Origin of the sequence: Sphingomonas sp. PP-CE-3A-406, from assembly GCF_003688625.1 — a bacterium.
Lineage (GTDB): Bacteria > Pseudomonadota > Alphaproteobacteria > Sphingomonadales > Sphingomonadaceae > Sphingomonas.
The window spans coordinates 219,449-235,833 of record NZ_RCWY01000003.1 but is presented as its reverse complement, the minus strand read 5'-3'; the positions used below and the strand labels follow the sequence as shown (position 1 = coordinate 235,833).

Annotated in this window: 16 protein-coding genes and 1 tRNA gene; 10 read left to right on the top strand and 7 right to left on the bottom strand. The window is 67.7% G+C overall.

Features of this window, described 5'->3' with window-relative positions; translation table 11 throughout:
- Positions 1 to 5: 5 nt before the first annotated feature.
- The gene (locus C8J44_RS13080) at positions 6 to 5,021 is read left to right on the top strand and encodes a DUF11 domain-containing protein (protein WP_259466858.1); all 5,016 of its coding nucleotides are present in this window, start codon (positions 6 to 8) and stop codon (positions 5,019 to 5,021) included.
- An 18-nt stretch (positions 5,022 to 5,039) separates the two neighbouring features.
- Positions 5,040 to 5,297: a hypothetical protein gene (locus tag C8J44_RS13075; protein ID WP_121904889.1), complete on the top strand. Its 258-nt coding sequence runs from the start codon at positions 5,040 to 5,042 to the stop codon at positions 5,295 to 5,297.
- Positions 5,298 to 5,415: 118 nt separating this feature from the next.
- Here the strand turns inward: C8J44_RS13075 and C8J44_RS18510 are convergent, their stop codons facing one another.
- The 4 genes from C8J44_RS18510 to C8J44_RS18505 form a co-directional block, all read right to left on the bottom strand.
- The gene (locus C8J44_RS18510; RefSeq protein WP_165886441.1) at positions 5,416 to 5,568 is read right to left on the bottom strand and encodes a hypothetical protein; all 153 of its coding nucleotides are present in this window, start codon (positions 5,566 to 5,568) and stop codon (positions 5,416 to 5,418) included.
- A gap of 94 nt (positions 5,569 to 5,662) precedes the next feature.
- Positions 5,663 to 5,749 (bottom strand) — tRNA-Leu (locus C8J44_RS13070).
- 161 nt (positions 5,750 to 5,910) lie between these two features.
- Complete coding sequence (locus C8J44_RS13065) at positions 5,911 to 6,687, bottom strand: MJ0042-type zinc finger domain-containing protein (RefSeq protein WP_121904888.1); 777 nt, start codon at positions 6,685 to 6,687, stop codon at positions 5,911 to 5,913.
- Positions 6,684 to 6,857, bottom strand: a complete 174-nt coding sequence (locus C8J44_RS18505) for a hypothetical protein (RefSeq protein ID WP_183128777.1) — start codon at positions 6,855 to 6,857, stop codon at positions 6,684 to 6,686. The genes C8J44_RS13065 and C8J44_RS18505 overlap by 4 nt, the downstream gene beginning before the upstream one ends.
- Here C8J44_RS18505 and ftsE point away from each other — a divergent pair.
- The 4 genes from ftsE to C8J44_RS13045 are packed head-to-tail and all read left to right on the top strand — an operon-like array spanning position 6,840 to position 9,671.
- Positions 6,840 to 7,568, top strand: a complete 729-nt coding sequence (gene ftsE, locus C8J44_RS13060; RefSeq protein ID WP_056054749.1) for a cell division ATP-binding protein FtsE — start codon at positions 6,840 to 6,842, stop codon at positions 7,566 to 7,568. The two genes, C8J44_RS18505 and ftsE, sit on opposite strands and share 18 nt — an antisense overlap.
- The gene (locus tag C8J44_RS13055; RefSeq protein WP_121904887.1) at positions 7,568 to 8,461 is read left to right on the top strand and encodes an ABC transporter permease; all 894 of its coding nucleotides are present in this window, start codon (positions 7,568 to 7,570) and stop codon (positions 8,459 to 8,461) included. Before ftsE ends, C8J44_RS13055 begins: the two co-directional genes overlap by 1 nt.
- Positions 8,458 to 8,994: a YdcF family protein gene (locus C8J44_RS13050; RefSeq protein ID WP_056053750.1), complete on the top strand. Its 537-nt coding sequence runs from the start codon at positions 8,458 to 8,460 to the stop codon at positions 8,992 to 8,994. Before C8J44_RS13055 ends, C8J44_RS13050 begins: the two co-directional genes overlap by 4 nt.
- A complete protein-coding gene (locus tag C8J44_RS13045; protein ID WP_121904886.1) occupies positions 8,991 to 9,671 on the top strand; it encodes a 1-acyl-sn-glycerol-3-phosphate acyltransferase in 681 nt (226 codons plus the stop codon). The genes C8J44_RS13050 and C8J44_RS13045 overlap by 4 nt, the downstream gene beginning before the upstream one ends.
- Before the next feature lie 157 nt (positions 9,672 to 9,828).
- Here the strand turns inward: C8J44_RS13045 and C8J44_RS13040 are convergent, their stop codons facing one another.
- Positions 9,829 to 10,737 (bottom strand): prephenate/arogenate dehydrogenase family protein, encoded by a 909-nt coding sequence (locus C8J44_RS13040; RefSeq protein WP_056064181.1) that lies wholly within the window; start codon positions 10,735 to 10,737, stop codon positions 9,829 to 9,831.
- The gene (gene hisC / locus C8J44_RS13035) at positions 10,737 to 11,834 is read right to left on the bottom strand and encodes a histidinol-phosphate transaminase (RefSeq protein ID WP_121905449.1); all 1,098 of its coding nucleotides are present in this window, start codon (positions 11,832 to 11,834) and stop codon (positions 10,737 to 10,739) included. The genes C8J44_RS13040 and hisC overlap by 1 nt, the downstream gene beginning before the upstream one ends.
- A 366-nt stretch (positions 11,835 to 12,200) precedes the next feature.
- Between hisC and C8J44_RS13030 the strand changes: the two genes are divergently transcribed.
- The 4 genes from C8J44_RS13030 to C8J44_RS13015 all read left to right on the top strand — a co-directional run bounded on the left by C8J44_RS13030 (position 12,201) and on the right by C8J44_RS13015 (position 14,862).
- Positions 12,201 to 13,352 (top strand): homoserine O-acetyltransferase, encoded by a 1,152-nt coding sequence (locus tag C8J44_RS13030; protein WP_121905448.1) that lies wholly within the window; start codon positions 12,201 to 12,203, stop codon positions 13,350 to 13,352.
- A complete protein-coding gene (locus C8J44_RS13025) occupies positions 13,349 to 13,798 on the top strand; it encodes a GNAT family N-acetyltransferase (RefSeq protein ID WP_121904885.1) in 450 nt (149 codons plus the stop codon). Before C8J44_RS13030 ends, C8J44_RS13025 begins: the two co-directional genes overlap by 4 nt.
- Positions 13,795 to 14,388, top strand: coding sequence for a methionine biosynthesis protein MetW (gene metW, locus C8J44_RS13020; RefSeq protein ID WP_121904884.1), 594 nt, complete (start codon positions 13,795 to 13,797; stop codon positions 14,386 to 14,388). The genes C8J44_RS13025 and metW overlap by 4 nt, the downstream gene beginning before the upstream one ends.
- Before the next feature lie 87 nt (positions 14,389 to 14,475).
- Complete coding sequence (locus C8J44_RS13015; RefSeq protein ID WP_121905447.1) at positions 14,476 to 14,862, top strand: response regulator; 387 nt, start codon at positions 14,476 to 14,478, stop codon at positions 14,860 to 14,862.
- Here C8J44_RS13015 and C8J44_RS13010 read toward each other — a convergent pair.
- Entirely contained in the window at positions 14,852 to 16,384 is a 1,533-nt protein-coding gene (locus tag C8J44_RS13010; protein ID WP_259466857.1) for a sensor histidine kinase, read from the bottom strand. The genes C8J44_RS13015 and C8J44_RS13010 overlap by 11 nt on opposite strands.
- Position 16,385: the final 1 nt, after the last annotated feature.

Here is a 16,385-nt window from a genome sequence, read left to right as displayed (position 1 = left end):
CCCTTATGTCCAGCTCCCGTCGCCTCTCGCGCCTTGGCGCCCTCATTCCGATGCTGTTGCTCGGGCCCGCCATCGGCGCGGCACCGGCGATGGCACAGACGATCCGTGTCCAGAATACCGCAACGCTGTCGTTCGACGACGCGGGTAGCGACTCCGGCACACGGGCCGTTCCGTCCAACACGGTCGCGCTCGACGTGAACCGTGCCAAGCGTCCGACGACGCTCTCATTCCGTCTGGCCCCGATCAATTACGCCTTCACCGGCGCGACGTGTCAGACCGTCCCGACCTATCTGTTTACGCCAGCGCCGATCGATGCACCGGCCTTTGCCGCGGCGCCCAACGTCGCGGCGCTCGACGTCAAGGAAGACATGATCCTGGTGCTCGACAATCAGGCGGGCAATCACGATCCGGCGGTCCGTGAAACGGCGGTGATTACCGCAAATATTGGCGAAACCAAGGTTCCGCTGACGCTGGTCGAAACTGCCGCCAACAGCGGCATCTTCGCCGGCGGCGTTCCCTCGACCGAAACGGGCCGATATCCCGATCTCGAGCCGTGCGAAGTGCGTACGCGCGGCACACCGATCACGCTCAGCTTCGCCGAAGACGAGTTCAGCTACGCCTCGACCGCGTCGATCCTGATCGATCCGGCGGGCTACACCTTCGATTCGCGCACCGGCGCACTGGTCGATGGCTCCACCGTGTCGCTGGTCGACGAGACCGGCCAGCCAGCCACCGTCTTCGGCGACGACGGTGTCAGCCGCTACCCCTCGACGATGATGACTGGTGCGACCGTCACCGACGCCAGCGGGCGCGTCTATCCCGGCGAAACCGGCCGCTATCGGTTCCCGCTGACGACGCCGGGCCGCTATGCTTTGAAGGTGGTCCCGCCGGGTGATTATGTCGCCCCGTCGACCGCCGACCGTGCTGCGCTGGCCGCGCTCAAGGATCCGGACGGCGCACCGTTCATCCTCAAGGATGCAAGCTTCGGGGGCGTGTTCACGCTGGCCAGGCCCGAGCCCTTTTCGGCCGATATTCCGCTCGATGGCCCCGGCCCCGGCAAGCTGCTGCTGACCAAGATCGCGTCGGTGCGCGAGGCGTCGCCGGGCGATTTCGTCCAGTATCTACTGCGCATCACCAATCGCGATTCGGTCCCTGCGCGCGGACTCCACGTCGCCGATACGTTGCCGAGGGGGCTGCGCTACGAACGCAATTCCGCGCGCGGTGGTGACGAGCCGACCGTGTCGAGCGATGGCCGCAACCTCGATTTCGCGATCCCGCTGCTGGCTGCCGGCGCCTCGACCGAGCTGAAATACGTCGTCAGCATCGCGCCAGGCGCACCCGTCGGCGAGGCGCTGAACCGCGCGCGCGTCGCCGGGCAGGGCGACGTCTCCAGCAACGAGGCTGCCGCATCGGTGCGCCTCCGTCCGCTGCTGTTCACCGACGCGATGACGATCATCGGCCGCGTGACCGAGGGGAATTGCGGCGATCCGGTCGACAAGCGCAAGGGCGTGCCTGGAATCCGCCTGCTGATGGAGGACGGCACGTTCGTCTCCACCGATCGGGACGGGCTGTACCATTTCGAGGGCGTCCGCGCCGGCCGCCACGTCGTCCAGATCGACACGTCGAGCATCCCCGTCACGCACGCGCCGGTCGCCTGCGACATCGACACGCGCCAGGCCAACAGCCCGATCTCGCGCTTCGTCGAGGGCGACGGCGGCCTGCTCAAGCGCGTCGATTTCCAGCTGAAGCCGACCGGCAAGGCCGCCGCTGTCGACGCCGCGCTCCCCGTAACCATCCTCGACGACGCCACCGCCGCCGGCAGCCGCGACTGGCTGGTTGCCGGACAGACGGCAGGGATCGACTGGCTGTTTCCGCTCGCCGACCACAACCCGCGCGCGCCGATCGTCCGTGCGGTCGTCAAGCACATGCCCGGCCAGCGGGTGGCGCTGACGATCAACGGCAAGCAGGTCGAAGCGCTCGCGTTCGACGGCACCGATCAGCGTGACGGCACCGACATCGCGGTCTCGCGCTGGACGGGTATCCCGTTGATCGACGGCGACAATCGCCTCCAGGCACGCGTGCTGGCCGCCGACGGCAGCGTGGTGAAGACGCTCGACCGCCTGGTGCATTATTCCGGCGCAGGCGTGCGTGCGGTGTTCGACGCCGCCAGCAGCCGGCTCGTCGCCGATGGCCTGACCCGTCCGCTGATCGCGGTCCGCGTCACCGACAAGACCGGCCGTCCGGTTCGCGCCGGAACGCTGGTACCGTTCACCGTCGACCAGCCCTACACCGCCGCGGTCGAGGCCGAGCTCGAACAGGGTCGCCAGCTTGCCGGCCGCGAGAGGTCCGCCACCACCGCGCTGGTGGTCGGCGACGACGGGCTCGCCTTCATCACGCTCCAGCCGACCACGCAGGCGGGTGCCGTCCACGTCGTCGTCTCGCTGACCCAGGACAAGGTCGTCCATGCCAACGAGGTTCGCGCCTGGCTCGCCGCCTCCGCCAAGCAATGGGTCGTGGTCGGGTTCGGTGCGGGCTCGCTCGGCTACGACATGCTCAGCAAGCGCCAGTCCGGCCTCCCGCGGTCGCAGCGCGGCAGCGTCGTCACCGACGGCCAGCTCGCCTTCTACGCCAAGGGTCGCGTCAAGGGCTCGTGGCTGGCGACGATCGCCTATGACAGCGACCGCAAATACGATCCCGATCGCGGCCTGCTCGGCACGATCGACCCTGATCGCTATTACACCGTCTATGGCGACGGCTCGCGCCAGGGCTATGACGCGGCCACCAAGCGCAAGCTGTACCTGCGGCTCGAGCGTCGCGAATTCTACGCGCTGTTCGGCGATTTCGAGACCGGCTTCACCGACACGCAGCTGACCCGCTACAACCGCACGCTCAACGGCGTGAAGGCCGCCTATGAGGGCAAGCGGATCCGCGCGACCGGGTTCGCCGCCAACACCGACACGCTGTATTCGCGCGACGAGATCCAGGGCAACGGCCTGAGCGGTCCATACCGGCTGTCGGGGCGCGATATCGTGCCGAACAGCGACAAGCTGCGGATCGAGACCCGCGACCGGTTCCGCTCCGAACTGATCATCGCGACCACCCAGCTGACGCGGCACATCGACTACGACATCGACACCTCGATGGGCACGGTGCGCTTCCGCCAGCCGATCCTCAGCCGTGACAGCAACCTCAACCCGGTCTTCATCGTCGCGGATTACGAGGTCGAGGGCGGCAAGTCGTCCAAGCTCGCCGCCGCCGCGCGCGTCGCGACCAAGCTGGCGAACGGCCGGGTCGAGATCGGTGCCGCGGTCATCCGCGACGAGACCATCGGCAAGGCCACCGTGCTCGGCGCCGATATCAAGGCACACGTCACCGCCAATACCGAACTGCGCGGCGAGATCGCCAAGGGCGGGCGCGGCGGGCTGGGGCAGGGCCTCGCCTATCTTGCCGAGGTCGATCACCACGGCACCAAGCTCGATCTGCTCGCCTATGCCCGTCAGCAGGATACCGCGTTCGGCGTCGGCCAGCAGAACCTCGTCGAGGCGGGGACGCGTAAGTTCGGGCTCGACGGCCGGCTGCGGCTGACCAATCGGCTGAGCGTGACCGGGGTCGCCTGGTACCAGCAGCAGCTGAGCACCCCCGGTACGCGTGCCGCCGGCGAGGCCCGGATCGAATATCGCCGCGACACCGGCACGATCTTCGTCGGCGGCCAGTTCGCGTCGGACCGCGGCAGGGACGGCAAGGACCGCGACAGCCGTCTGCTGACGGTCGGCGGCACGCAGGCGCTGTTCGGCGACAAGCTGACGGTCACCGGCCAGACCCAGTTCGCGCCTGGCGGCGACAGCGACAGCGTCGACTTCCCGGTCCGTCACCAGATCCAGCTGGCCTACCGGATCAAGCCCGGCATCCGCCTGATCGGTGGCTACGAGATCGCCAACGGCGACGGCTATGTCGCGCATACCAAGCAGTTCGGCGTCGATGTCGCACCCTGGACCGGTGCCAAGCTGATGAGCACGCTCAACCAGCAGGCGATCGGCGAGAATGGCGCGCGGACCTATGCGCAATACGGCCTCAGCCAATCGGTGCCGCTCGGCAAGCACTGGACCATCGACGGGACGCTCGACGCCAGCAACACGCTCAAGGGCAAGATCCCCGAAGGCGCGGTCGTCAACGCGTTCCAGCCGGTCACCTCGGGCGGCTATGTCGGCCAGGACCAGACCAATGGCGACTACGCGGCGGCAACGTTCGGGGCGACCTACCGTCAGGCCCGCTGGTCGGTGAACGGACGCCTGGAATATCGCAACGCCGACAGCGGCGATCGCTGGGGGATCACCACCAACTTCCTCCGCACGCTGGGGCAGGGCAAGACGCTCGCGTCGAGCATCAAGGCCTACACGATCAAGGACCGGACCGGCGCGGTCGCGACCTATGCCACTGCCGATCTGGCGCTCGCGCTGCGGCCGCTCGACAGCCGCTGGTCGGTGCTCGAACGGCTCGAACTGCGGCACGAGAGCGCGGATGCCGGGTTCAGCGACTCGAATGCGCTCGGCGTCCCCGCCTATGGTGCAGGCGATCAGGTGACGTCGCGGATCATCAACAACCTCGCGGTCAACTATCGTACCGGTCCGGAAGGGCTCGGCCACGGCACCGAGGCGACGGTGTATTACGGTGCAAAGTACGTCGCGGGGCGGTTCGCCGACGATACCTATGACGGGTATATCGACGTCACCGGGTTCGAGTTGCGCCAGGATATCGGCACGCGGTTCGATATCGGCGTCAGCGGATCGGTGCAGCACGCGTGGTCGCGCGGCGCCTGGTCGTGGAGTGGTGGGCCATCGGTCGGCGTATCGCCCGCACGCAACACGTGGATCAGCGCCGGGTACAACGTGTCGGGCTACCGCGACCGCGATTTCGAGGACGACCGCTACACGCGGCAGGGGCCGTACGTGACGATGCGGCTGAAGTTCGACCAAGCGACGATCGGCGGCGCGACGCGCGCGCTGTTCGGTGGTCGCCGATAATCACAGGGAGAGAAATCTATGCCGATGTCGATGCCGATGCCGAGTCCGACGTTAATGCCGCCGCGCGACTTCACCGATCACGGTCCCTGCGTGGAAGAGCTGGCGCGCGAGTTCGCAAAGCAGGACGCGGCGACCAGCGAGGCGCTGATCGAGACGCTGGCGACGCAGGCGATCCGGCAATGGCGGCTCGACGACGCGACCTTCTGGCAGCGCGTGAAATTCCAGGCGCGGATGATCCGGGCAAGGCAGGGGGCGGGGCGTTCGGGGAAGCACTGACGTCTCCCCTCCCGCTTGCGGGAGGGGTCGGGGGAGGGCATGGCCGCGAACGCCTCGGCCTACGATAGTCCAGCCCCTCCCCTAACCCCTCCCGCAAGCGGAAGGGGAACAGCCACCGCTATTTCTCGTCGGTGGTGAGCTTCACCTTGTTGGGCAGCTTCTTCCCCTTGGTCCGCCGCGAGGGCAGCTGGACCGGGTTCTTCTTCTTCCACTGCGCAAACGTCATCGGCCCCTCGGGCGTGTCGATGATCGTGTCGTCGATCGAACTCATGCAAATTCCTCCACCCGGCCCAATGCATGAACGCGGCGGGAGTGGCAATCGAAGGGGTGGCCCTCGAAGGGGATGTTCATTTCATCGGGAAAAATGGTGCGGCCAAGAAGACTCGAACTTCCACGGGCTTTCGCCCACAACGACCTCAACGTTGCGCGTCTACCAGTTCCGCCATGGCCGCCCATGAAACATCACCGGGCGGACCCGGCATCTGGTAGGCGAGCGCCACTAGCAAGGGTTTGAACGCGACGCAACGGCCTTTGCGAGAAAGTCGTAGGCGAAGACCGCAAACGCCGATTTTGCGACGCTCGGCCGCCGCTGCCAGATCGACGCGTGTCGCCGTTAGCGGGTCGACTCCCCTGCGAAACTCAGCTCGAGCCGCTTCGAGTTCGCCGGCACGTTCAGCGTCGCCGAATTGAAATCGATCGTCCCGCCGGGTGCCAGCGTGCGCTGCTGCGGGGTGATCGTCCAGCTGTACACCAGCCGCCCCTGCGCATCGCGGAGTTCGGCGCGGATGTCCGGCACGCGCTGGCGCTGGTCCGAGGGGTTGCTCACCTGGCCGCTGACCGCGAACAGCTCGGAGCCGTTGTCGAGTTCGCGCCGCTCGATCGGGTTGTCGCGCAGCCGCAGCGGGCTTTCGTCGGTCGCGACGCCGATGCCGAGCTTGGCGGCGACACCCGGCGCGCCGAGATAGACGATCGCGCCTGCCGCGAGCAGCATCAGCAGCCCGGCGATGACCGCGACGATCGTCCAGCGCCGCGTCGTGTTGCGGCGCGGACGGAACGGCGGCTGCTCGGCGACGGCTTGGTAGGTCGGCGCGACGAACGCGGGTTCGGGCTCGGCCTGGGCAGGCGGCGGGGTCGGCGTCGGCGCTGGAGCGACCGCCGCGAACCGCTCGGATACGTCGGCGATCGGCGCGCGGGGCAGCGGGGCAAGCGGGGCGGGCGCCGGTGGGAGCGGGGTCGATTCCGGCATGTCGACGACGGTGTCGGGGGCCGCGGCGGGTCCCTGGAACCAGCTGTGCTTGCAATTGGCGCAGCGCACGGTGCGCCCCTCGGTCCCGATCGCGCTGTCGGGAACCAGATAGCGCGTGCTGCACTCGGGACATTGGAGGATCATGGATGCGCTTCACCAGCGGCCGCTGGAGCGCGACCGGTCTTGAGCCGAATAAGCACGCTGCCCGCATAGGTGGCAAGCTTGAAGCGGCGCGCGCTTTCATGCGAAAGCGCCGATACGGGCATCAAGCGGGCGAAAGCGGGCGCAACCACGTCATGGCGAATATCGTCCAATTCGAGAATGTCGGGCTTCGTTACGGCACGGAGTCAGATTCGGGACCGGACGCCGGGCCGGAGACGCTGTCGGACCTCAGCTTCACGCTGCGCAGCGGTGCGTTCTATTTCCTGACCGGCGCAAGCGGCGCGGGGAAGACCTCGTTGCTGAAACTGCTGTATCTCGCACAGCGGCCGACGCGCGGCGTGATCCGGCTGTTCGGCGAGGATGCGGTAGTGTTGTCGCGCGATCGGCTGCCCGGGTTCCGGCGGCGGATCGGCGTGGTATTCCAGGATTTCCGGCTCGTCCCGCATCTGTCGACCTGGGACAATATCGCGCTGCCGTTGCGCGTGGCGGGGATGCCCGAAGCGGATATCGAGCAACCGGTGCGCGAGATGCTCGCCTGGGTCGGGCTCGGCGACCGCGCCGATGCGCGCCCGGCGACGCTGTCGGGCGGCGAGCAACAACGCGTCGCGATCGCCCGCGCGGTCATCGCACGCCCCGAGATCCTGGTCGCGGACGAGCCGACCGGCAATGTCGATCCCGATATGGCGGAGCGGCTGCTGCATCTGTTCGAATCGCTCAACAAGCTGGGTACGACCGTGGTGGTCGCGACGCACGACTTCCACTTGCTGGGGCGGATTCCGGGCGCACAGATGATGCGGCTCGATCGCGGGCGGCTGCTCGATCCGACCGGCTCGCTCCGCTATCCACCGACGCGGCCCGAATGATGGGGGTGTCGAAAGCGCGATCATCGGCCGAACGCCGCGTGCTCGACGAAGCGGGCGGCCTGCGCGCGATGACGTGGGTGATGGCGATCATGCTGTTCCTGACGATGCTCGCCGCCGCCCTTGGGCTGGCGACCGCGGGTGCGGCGCACTTGCTCGATCGGCAGTTGGCGGGGCGGTTGACGGTGCAGGTCGTCGATGGCGATCCGGTGCGGCGTGACGCGGTTGCCGCGCGGGTGCTCGGGGCGCTGCGGACGATGCCGGCGGTCGCGACGGCGACGCCGGTGGATCGCGCCGAACTCACGCGGCTGCTGCAACCCTGGCTCGGGTCCGATGGCGCCGATCCGCAATTGCCCGTGCCGGCCATGATCGACGTCGACCTCGCCGATCATGACGGGGCGGCGGCCGCGCGCGTCGCGGCCACAGTGCGGCGCCTCAGCCCGATCGTCCGCGTCGACCGCCATGAAAGCTGGATGTCGCCCGTCAACGACGTGATGCGCTCGCTGACGTTCCTTGCGCTCGCGCTGGTCCTGCTGATGGCGAGCGCGACCGCCGCGGTCGTCGTGCTCGCAGCACGTGCAGGGCTCCAGACGCATCACGCGACGATCGCGGTGATGCACATGCTCGGCTCGACCGATCTCCAGGTCGCGCGGTTGTTCCAGCGGCGGATCGCGCTCGACGCGACGATCGGTGGTGTCGGCGGTGGTGTCGCGGCGTTGCTGGTGATCGCGTTCATCGGCATCCGGCTGCACGGGCTGGGCTCGGAACTGCTCGGCGGGGTGACGCTTGGCGGAGTCGACTGGGTAGTGCTGGCGATGCTGCCGATCGCGTTCGTCGTACTGGCCACGCTCGCCGCCCGCGTGACGATCGTCCGCGCGTTGAGGCATATCCTGTGATCGTTCGGCTGTTCGGCATCATGGCGCTCGCCTGGGCGTTCGGGTTTGCGGTGTTCATGCTGCTGTTGCCCAAGCCGCTCGACGGTTTCACGTCCGACGCGATCGTCGTGCCGACCGGTGGGGCAGGGCGGATTGACCGCGGCATCGCGCTGCTCCGCGATCACCAGGCGAAGCGGATGCTGGTGACCGGCGTCGCGCCGGGGGTGCGGCCGATCGACCTCGCACTGGAGTATCGGACGTCGCCCGCGTTATTCGCGTGCTGCATCGATCTCGGCGCCGATGCGGTCGATACGCGCTCGAACGCCGAGGAGACCGCACAGTGGGTGCGCGTGCACAAATACCGCTCGGTGCGGCTGGTGACGTCGGACTGGCACGTCGCGCGCGCGCGGATGGAGTTGGCGGCGGCGCTCGACAAGAACGTGGTGATCCTTGGCGACGGCGTGCCGGGGACGCCGCGGCTCGGGACTTTGGTCAACGAATATAACAAGTTGATCCTTCGCCGGATCGCATTGTGGATTGGATATGGCGGATGATCTGGCTGCGCAACTGGGCGTTCATGCTCGTTTTCTACACGATCTCGGTGCCGATCGTGGTGACCGTGCCGATCTCGGCGCTGTTCGGCTCGCGCGCGGTGATCGTGCATTCGACGATCTGGACGCGCTTCCATCGCTGGTGCGCGCGCGTGATCCTCGGCGTGCATATCCGCGTGGAAGGGACACGGCCAACCGAGCCGGCGTTCTACGCGTGCAAGCATCAGGCGATGTTCGAGACGCTCGAATTGCAGGCGTTGCTCGACGGCCCCGCGATCGTGCTGAAGCGCGAACTGGCGGATATCCCAGCCTGGGGTTGGGCGGCGCGGCGCTACGGCGCGATCGTCGTCGACCGCGAGGCATCGGCGACGGCGATGCGCAGCATGATGCGCGAGGCGACCGCGGCGAAGGCGACCGGCCGTTCGATACTCATTTTTCCGGAAGGGACGCGAGTGTCGCCGGGCGAGCATCCGCCGCTGAAGCCTGGGTTTGCCGGGCTGTATCGTGCGCTGAAGATGCCGACGGTGCCGATCGCATGCGACAGCGGGCTGGTGTGGCCGAAAAAGGGGCCTAAGCTGCCGGGGGTGATCACCTTCCGGTTCGGCGAGGTGGTGCCGCCGGGCCTGCCGCGCGAAGAGGCGGAGCAGCGGGTTCACGCGGCGATGAACGCACTGGATTAGGATCGGAAGGCTAACCCAACCAATCCACCACCCCGGCGAAGGCCGGGGCCCAATTGGGGGACGTTTCTAATCTGCGTTGCGCGTCGTTACTCCAGCCTACCCAATTGGGCCCCGGCCTTCGCCGGGGTGGTACCGTTTAAGTAGAACGGAGGGGGTCTCAGCCGTGCGTACGCCCGAAATCCTGAACGTCGTCGTCCTGGCCCTGCTCGACGATACTCCGGCGGATCGCCCGAGTCCGCGTGAACAGGTCGAACAGCGCATCGCCATCGCCCCAGCGGATCGCGCGCTGGAGGTGGCTCAGATCCTCCGAGAACCGCTGCAACATCTCCAGCACCGCCTCGCGGTTGTTGAGGAAGATGTCGCGCCACATCGTCGGGTCCGACGCCGCGATGCGCGTGAAGTCGCGGAAACCGCCGGCGGAATATTTGATGACCTCCGACTGCGTCACTTCTTCCAGGTCGCCCGCGGTGCCGACAATCGTATAGGCGATCAGATGCGGCAGATGGCTGGTGACGGCGAGGACGCGGTCGTGGTGCTCGGGCGCCATCGTCTCGACCTGCGCGCCAAGCCTGCGCCAGAATTCCGAGACGCGCTCGACCGCGACCGGGTCGGCGCCTTCGGGCGGCGTGACGATGCACCAGCGGTGCCGGAACAGCGTCGCGAAACCAGCCTCCGGGCCGCTCCGCTCGGTGCCTGCGACCGGGTGCGCGGGAATGACGGTCGCGTTGGGCAGTGCCTCGGTGAGCGCGCGGACGATCTCGGCCTTGCAGCTGCCGACGTCGCTGACGATCGCATCCGCCGGTAGTTCTGCCGCAAACTCGGCGGCGACCTCGCCCATGATGCCGACGGGCACGCACAGGATCACCAGGTCGGCGTCGATCACCGCTGCGCCGGCCGAGTCCGCGACGTCGTCGCAGAATTGCAGCCGGTCGGCGGCTTCGCGCACGGTCGCATCGGCATCGTAGCCGGTGACGCGCACCGTCGGCATCGTCGCCTGCACCGCGCGCGCCACCGACGAGCCGATCAGTCCCAGCCCGATAATGGTAACACGCGCGAACGGGAGCATCAGGCGGCTTCGACCAGGTTGCGCAGCGCCGCGGTGACGCCGCGCGTTTCCTCTTCGGTGCCGATCGTGATGCGTAGCGCGTTGGGCAGGCCCTGGCCCGGCAGCCAGCGGACGATGTAGCCCGCGTCCATCAGCCCGTGATACGCGGCGTCGGCGGTCAGCTTGCCCTCGAACAGCACCAGCACGAAGTTCGCCTTCGACGGCACCGTACGCAAACCGGCATTGCCCATCTGCCCGATCTGCTCGACGAACCAGCTGCGCCACGTGTCGTTATGTGCACGCGTCGCGTTGACGAAGGCGGTGTCGGCGATGGCGGCGACAGCGGCGGCTTGGCCTGCCGTCGTCACGTTGAACGGCGCGCGGATGCGGTGCATCGCGTCGATGATCGGCGCGCAGGCATAGCCCCAGCCGATCCGCTCTGCAGCGAGCCCGTGGATCTTCGAGAAGGTCCGCGTCACCAGCACGTTCGCCTCGGTCATCGCCAGCGCGAGGCCGGCATCGTCCTCCTCGGGCGACAGATATTCGGCATAGGCCTGGTCGAGCACGAGCAGCACCGACTTCGGCAGCCCGCCATGCAGCCGCGCGATTTCCGCGCGCGGCGTGAACGTGCCGGTCGGGTTGTTCGGGTTGGCGACAAAGACGACGCGCGTACGCTCCGTCACCGCAGCGAGGATCGCGTCGACGTCGGTGGCATAGTCGCGGTCGTCGACGATCACCGGCTCGGCACCCACCCGGCGCGTCGCGATCTCGTACACCGCGAACCCGTAGCGGACGTGGATGATCTCGTCGCCGGGCCCCGCATAGGCGCCCGCGACCAGATGGAGGATCTCGTCCGAGCCGGTGCCGTAGATCACGCGCGCCGGATCGAGGTCGTAATGCGCCGCCAGCGCCTCGCGCAGTTCCGCCGCACCCGCATCCGGATAGCGCTCCAGCGTGCGGTCGGCGGCATCGAACGCAGCCTTCGCGGCGGGGCTGGTGCCGAGCGGGTTCTCGTTCGACGACAGCTTGATCACCGTGCGGCCATCGTCGGTCGTCGAACGGCCGGGCGTGTATGGCGCGATCCCCAGGATCCAGGGCTTCGGCGCGGGTGCGGGCATGATGTTTGTCATGGCGCGGGACATAGCGGGCGCGGTGGCGCGGTGGCAATCTTTGTGCGTGGGGGTGTGGGGAGATCACATGGAGCCGGACGCCACTCCCATCCGTCATCCTGGAGAAAGTCAGGACCCAGAGCCACGTAGGTCACCGCTTGTTATCCTGGGTCCTGACTTTCGTCAGGATGACGGTGTGGTTCGAACGGCCCGCGCCCGCCAGTGGGGCGTCGCAGGCGTCGAAGGGGGGAGGGGGAACCTACGTGGTCGCTTACCTCCCCCCCCGTCTGGCAAGGGCCAGCCACCTCCCCCTTGCGGGGGAGGATCGAGGAAGCGGCGCTGGCATGACCGCGGCCGCTTATGGTAGCGCGCGGCATGCTCGACACGTCTTCCATCGACCCCGGGACGGGCCACGACACCGACCAGCGCTTCGGCCTCGCGCGGCGAGTCACGTTGCCGGGGCCGTTGCGGCTCGACGGCGGCGTGCTGCTGTCGCCGGTGGATATCGCGTACGAGACCTACGGCACGCTCAACGCCGACGCTTCGAACGCCATCCTGATCTGCCACGCATTGACCGGCGATCAGCATGTCGCCTCGCACCACCCGCGTACCGGCAAGCCCGGCTGGTGGACGCGGATGGTCGGCGAGGGCAAGCCGATCGACCCCGCGCGCCACTTCATCGTCTGCGCCAACGTGCTCGGCAGCTGCATGGGCACGTCGGGCCCCGCAACGATCAACCCGGCGACCGGGCGGCCCTGGGCGATGAGTTTCCCAGTCATCACGATCCGCGATATGGTGCGCGCGCAGGCGATGCTGCTCGATCATCTCGGCGTCGGCGTGCTCCATGCGGTGGTCGGTGGATCGATGGGCGGGATGCAGGCGCTGAGCTGGCCCGCGACCTTCCCCGACCGCGTGAAGGCCTGCGTCGTGATCGCCTCGACCGCGCGTCACACCGCGCAGAACATCGCGTTCCATGAGGTCGGGCGACAGGCGGTGATGGCCGATCCGAACTGGCGTGGCGGCGAGTATCATGACGACGCGGCACCGACCGCGGGGTTAGCGGTCGCGCGGATGGCGGCGCACATCACGTATCTGTCCGAAGCCGGGCTGACCGAGAAATTCGGCCGCCGCCTTCAGGCGCGCGACGCGAAGTCGTTCGGGTTCGACGCGGATTTTCAGGTCGAGAGCTATCTGCGCCACCAGGGGCTCGCCTTCACCGACCGGTTCGATGCGAACTCGTACCTCTACATCACGCGCGCGATGGATTATTTCGATCTCGCGGAGGAGCATAGCGGGCTGCTCGCCAACGCGTTCCGCGCCACCAAATCGCGGTTCTGCCTCGTCAGCTTCGACACCGACTGGCTCTACCCGACCGCCGAATCGCGCGCGATCGTCCAGGCACTCAACGCCGCCGGCGCGCCGGTCAGCTTCGTCGAGCTGTCGAGCCCGTACGGCCATGACGCGTTCCTGCTGGAGGCGCCCGACCTCAACCGGGTGGTCGATGGCTTCCTGAGGGCCGGCCGATGACGATCCTCCTGTCCGACGACGCAGGCAAGTTGCAGGTCGATCGCATCCACGGCTGGCTCACGAGCAGTTACTGGTCGCCCGGGATTGAGCGCGCGCTGGTCGAACGCGCGATCGCCGGGTCGCATTGTCTCGGTGCCTACCAGGACGACCCCGATGGCGAAGACCGGCAGGTCGGGTTCGCGCGGATGATCACCGATCACGCGACCTTCGCGTGGCTCGCCGACGTCTGGGTCGACGAGGCCGTGCGAGGGCAGGGGCTCGGGCGTCGGATGGTGCGCTGGTTCCTCGATCACCCCTCGTTCGCCGGGTTGCGGCGGATCGGGCTCGTCACCGCCGATGCGCACGGCGTCTATGCTGGGCTCGGCTTCCATCCGCTGGTCCGCGCCGACCGCTACATGGAACGCCTCGCGCCTGGCCTGGCCGAGCAATTACGGACCGCGCCATGACCTTACGCACCGACCTCGCGGTCATCGCCGAGAACGTCGCGCAAGGCAGCCGCGTGCTCGACATCGGCTGCGGCGACGGCGCGCTGATGGCGGCCTTGCGCGACACCCGCGACGTCGATGTGCGTGGCCTGGAGATCGACGCGCGCAACGTCGCCTCCGCGGTCGCGCGCGGCCTGTCGGTGATCCAGGGCGATGCGGATGTCGACCTCGCCGGCTATCCCGACGCGAGCTTCGATTACGCGATCCTCAGCCAGACGTTGCAGACCGCGCGTGCGCCCGATCTGGTGCTGGATCATCTGCTGCGGATCGGTCGGCAGGCGTTCGTCAGCTTCCCCAATTTCGCGCACTGGCGGGTGAGGGGGTCGCTTCTGTGGGGCGGCCGCATGCCGGTCACGCGGCAATTGCCCGAACGCTGGTACGACACGCCGAACATCCACCACGTCACGATCGACGATTTCCGTGCTTTCGTTAAAGCGCGCGGGATCGTTGTCGAGGATGCGTGGTTCCTGTCGGGCGACAAGCGCACCGGCGCGGCGGCGGCCAACCTGTTCGCGGAACACGCCGTCTTCATGCTGCGACGCGGAAGATAGTAAGAAAAATATACAATTTATGTCTGGATGCTGATTCAGATCAGTATCGCAACGGAACCGATCGTCGGGCGACTGGTTACTCCGCCGATGACCAAGACCGCCCTCATTGTCGAAGACGAGATATTCGTCGCGCTCGACCTCGAGAGAATCCTCGTCGATGCCGGATACGATGTGGCGGGAATCGCGGCCGATCGCGACAGTGCGATCGCGGCAGCACCGGGTTGCAGCTTCGCGTTCGTCGACATCAATCTGCGCGACGGACCGACCGGGCCGGAGATCGCCAGGCGGATGGCGCGAGAGTACGGCGTCAAGGTCGTGTTCGTAACCGCCAACCCGTCGCAGATCGGCGATGCGGAATGCCTCGGCTATATCCGTAAGCCGTTCAGCGACGCCGCGATCCTAGCTGCAGCGGCGTTAGCGTGCGAGGAGGAGGCGATCGCTAACGACGACGTGATCAGGGTCGTCAGCGGCTGAACGCTGGCTTAGGAATAGTCATCTCGACGATCAGGCCGTCATCGTTCCAGATCCGGTTCACCGTGCCGCCCAACTGACGCACGGCGCTCATTTCGATTAGCTGCGTGCCGAAGCCGGCGGCCATGGTCGGCTTGGTGACCGCCGGGCCGCCCACTTCCCGCCAATGCAGCGTCACCGACTCATCGTTCGCCGCGACGGTAATCCAGACAGTGCCCAGCTCGGTCGCGAGTGCGCCGTACTTGGTCGCATTGGTGGCAAGCTCGTGGAAGAGCAGGGCGAGCGGCGTGGCGGAGCGATCGTCGATCGTCACGTCGTCGCCGGTAACGTTGAGGCGTGCGCCGTCGATCCGCTGATACGGCTCGAACAACTCCTGCAATAGGCCGTGCAGGCTGTTCTGCGCGGCGGCCGGACGCGAGTTGGCGCTATGCGGGCGGACGAAATCATGCGCGCGGCCGAGCGCGTTGATGCGGTGACGCAGGTCGGTCGCGATGCCCATGAACTCGGGCTTCCCCCGCGCGGAAAACGCGATCAGCCCGGCGATCACCGCGAAGATGTTCTTGATGCGATGGCTCAGCTCCTGGCTGATGACCTCGCGCTCTTCATAGGCGAGCTTCTGCTCGTGGATGTCGGTGCACGTCCCGAACCAGCGCGTGATCGTGCCGCTCTCGTCGCGCACCGGCAGCGCGCGGCCGAGCACCCAGCGATACGTTCCGTCGTAATGTCGCAGCCGGTATTCGATATTGTACGGCTCGCCCGAGTCGAGCGACTGGCGCCAGACCGACCAGGCGCGATCCTGGTCCTCGGGGTGGAACATGTCGTTCCAGCCCTCACCATCGGTCGTCCCCACCGGCGTGCCGGTGAACTCGTACCAGCGCGCGTTGAAATAGTCGTGGAAGCCGTCGGGCAGCGTCGACCACACCATCTGCGGCATCGTGTCCGCGAGCGTGCGGAACTTCAGATCGCTCGCCTCCAACGTACGACGCGCCTCGGCGTCGGCCATCGCCTGCTCGCGCGCCGAACGGCGATCGTCGAGCCGGCCCATCGCCGCCTTCGCCAGCAGTGTCATGCCGTCGCGCTGGAACCGGGTGAGCCCCTCGCGCGGGCGGGGTGCCAGCACGCAGAGCGCGCCCAGCGGCACGCCTTCGCTGGAGACCAGCGGCGCCCCCGCATAGAACCGCACATAGGGCGGCCCGGTCACCAGCGCGTTGTCGACGAAGCGCGGATCCTCCAGCGTGTCCGCCACCTCCATCACCTCGTGATGATGCATCGCGTGCGCGCAGAACGACATGCTGCGCGGCGTCTGCTCGAGGTCGGTGCCGGTACGCGACAGGAAGCGCTGATACTCGTCCTCGACCAGGCTCAGCAACGCGACCGGCGCGCCGCACAGCTCGGCCGCGAACGCCACGATGTCGTCGAGCTGGCCCTTCGCACGCGCGCCCGCGACGTCGTACGCCGCGATGACGCGCGAGCGCTCGGCCTCGTCGAACACGGCGGTCGCGGGGACGGAATCCAGCGTCGTCACG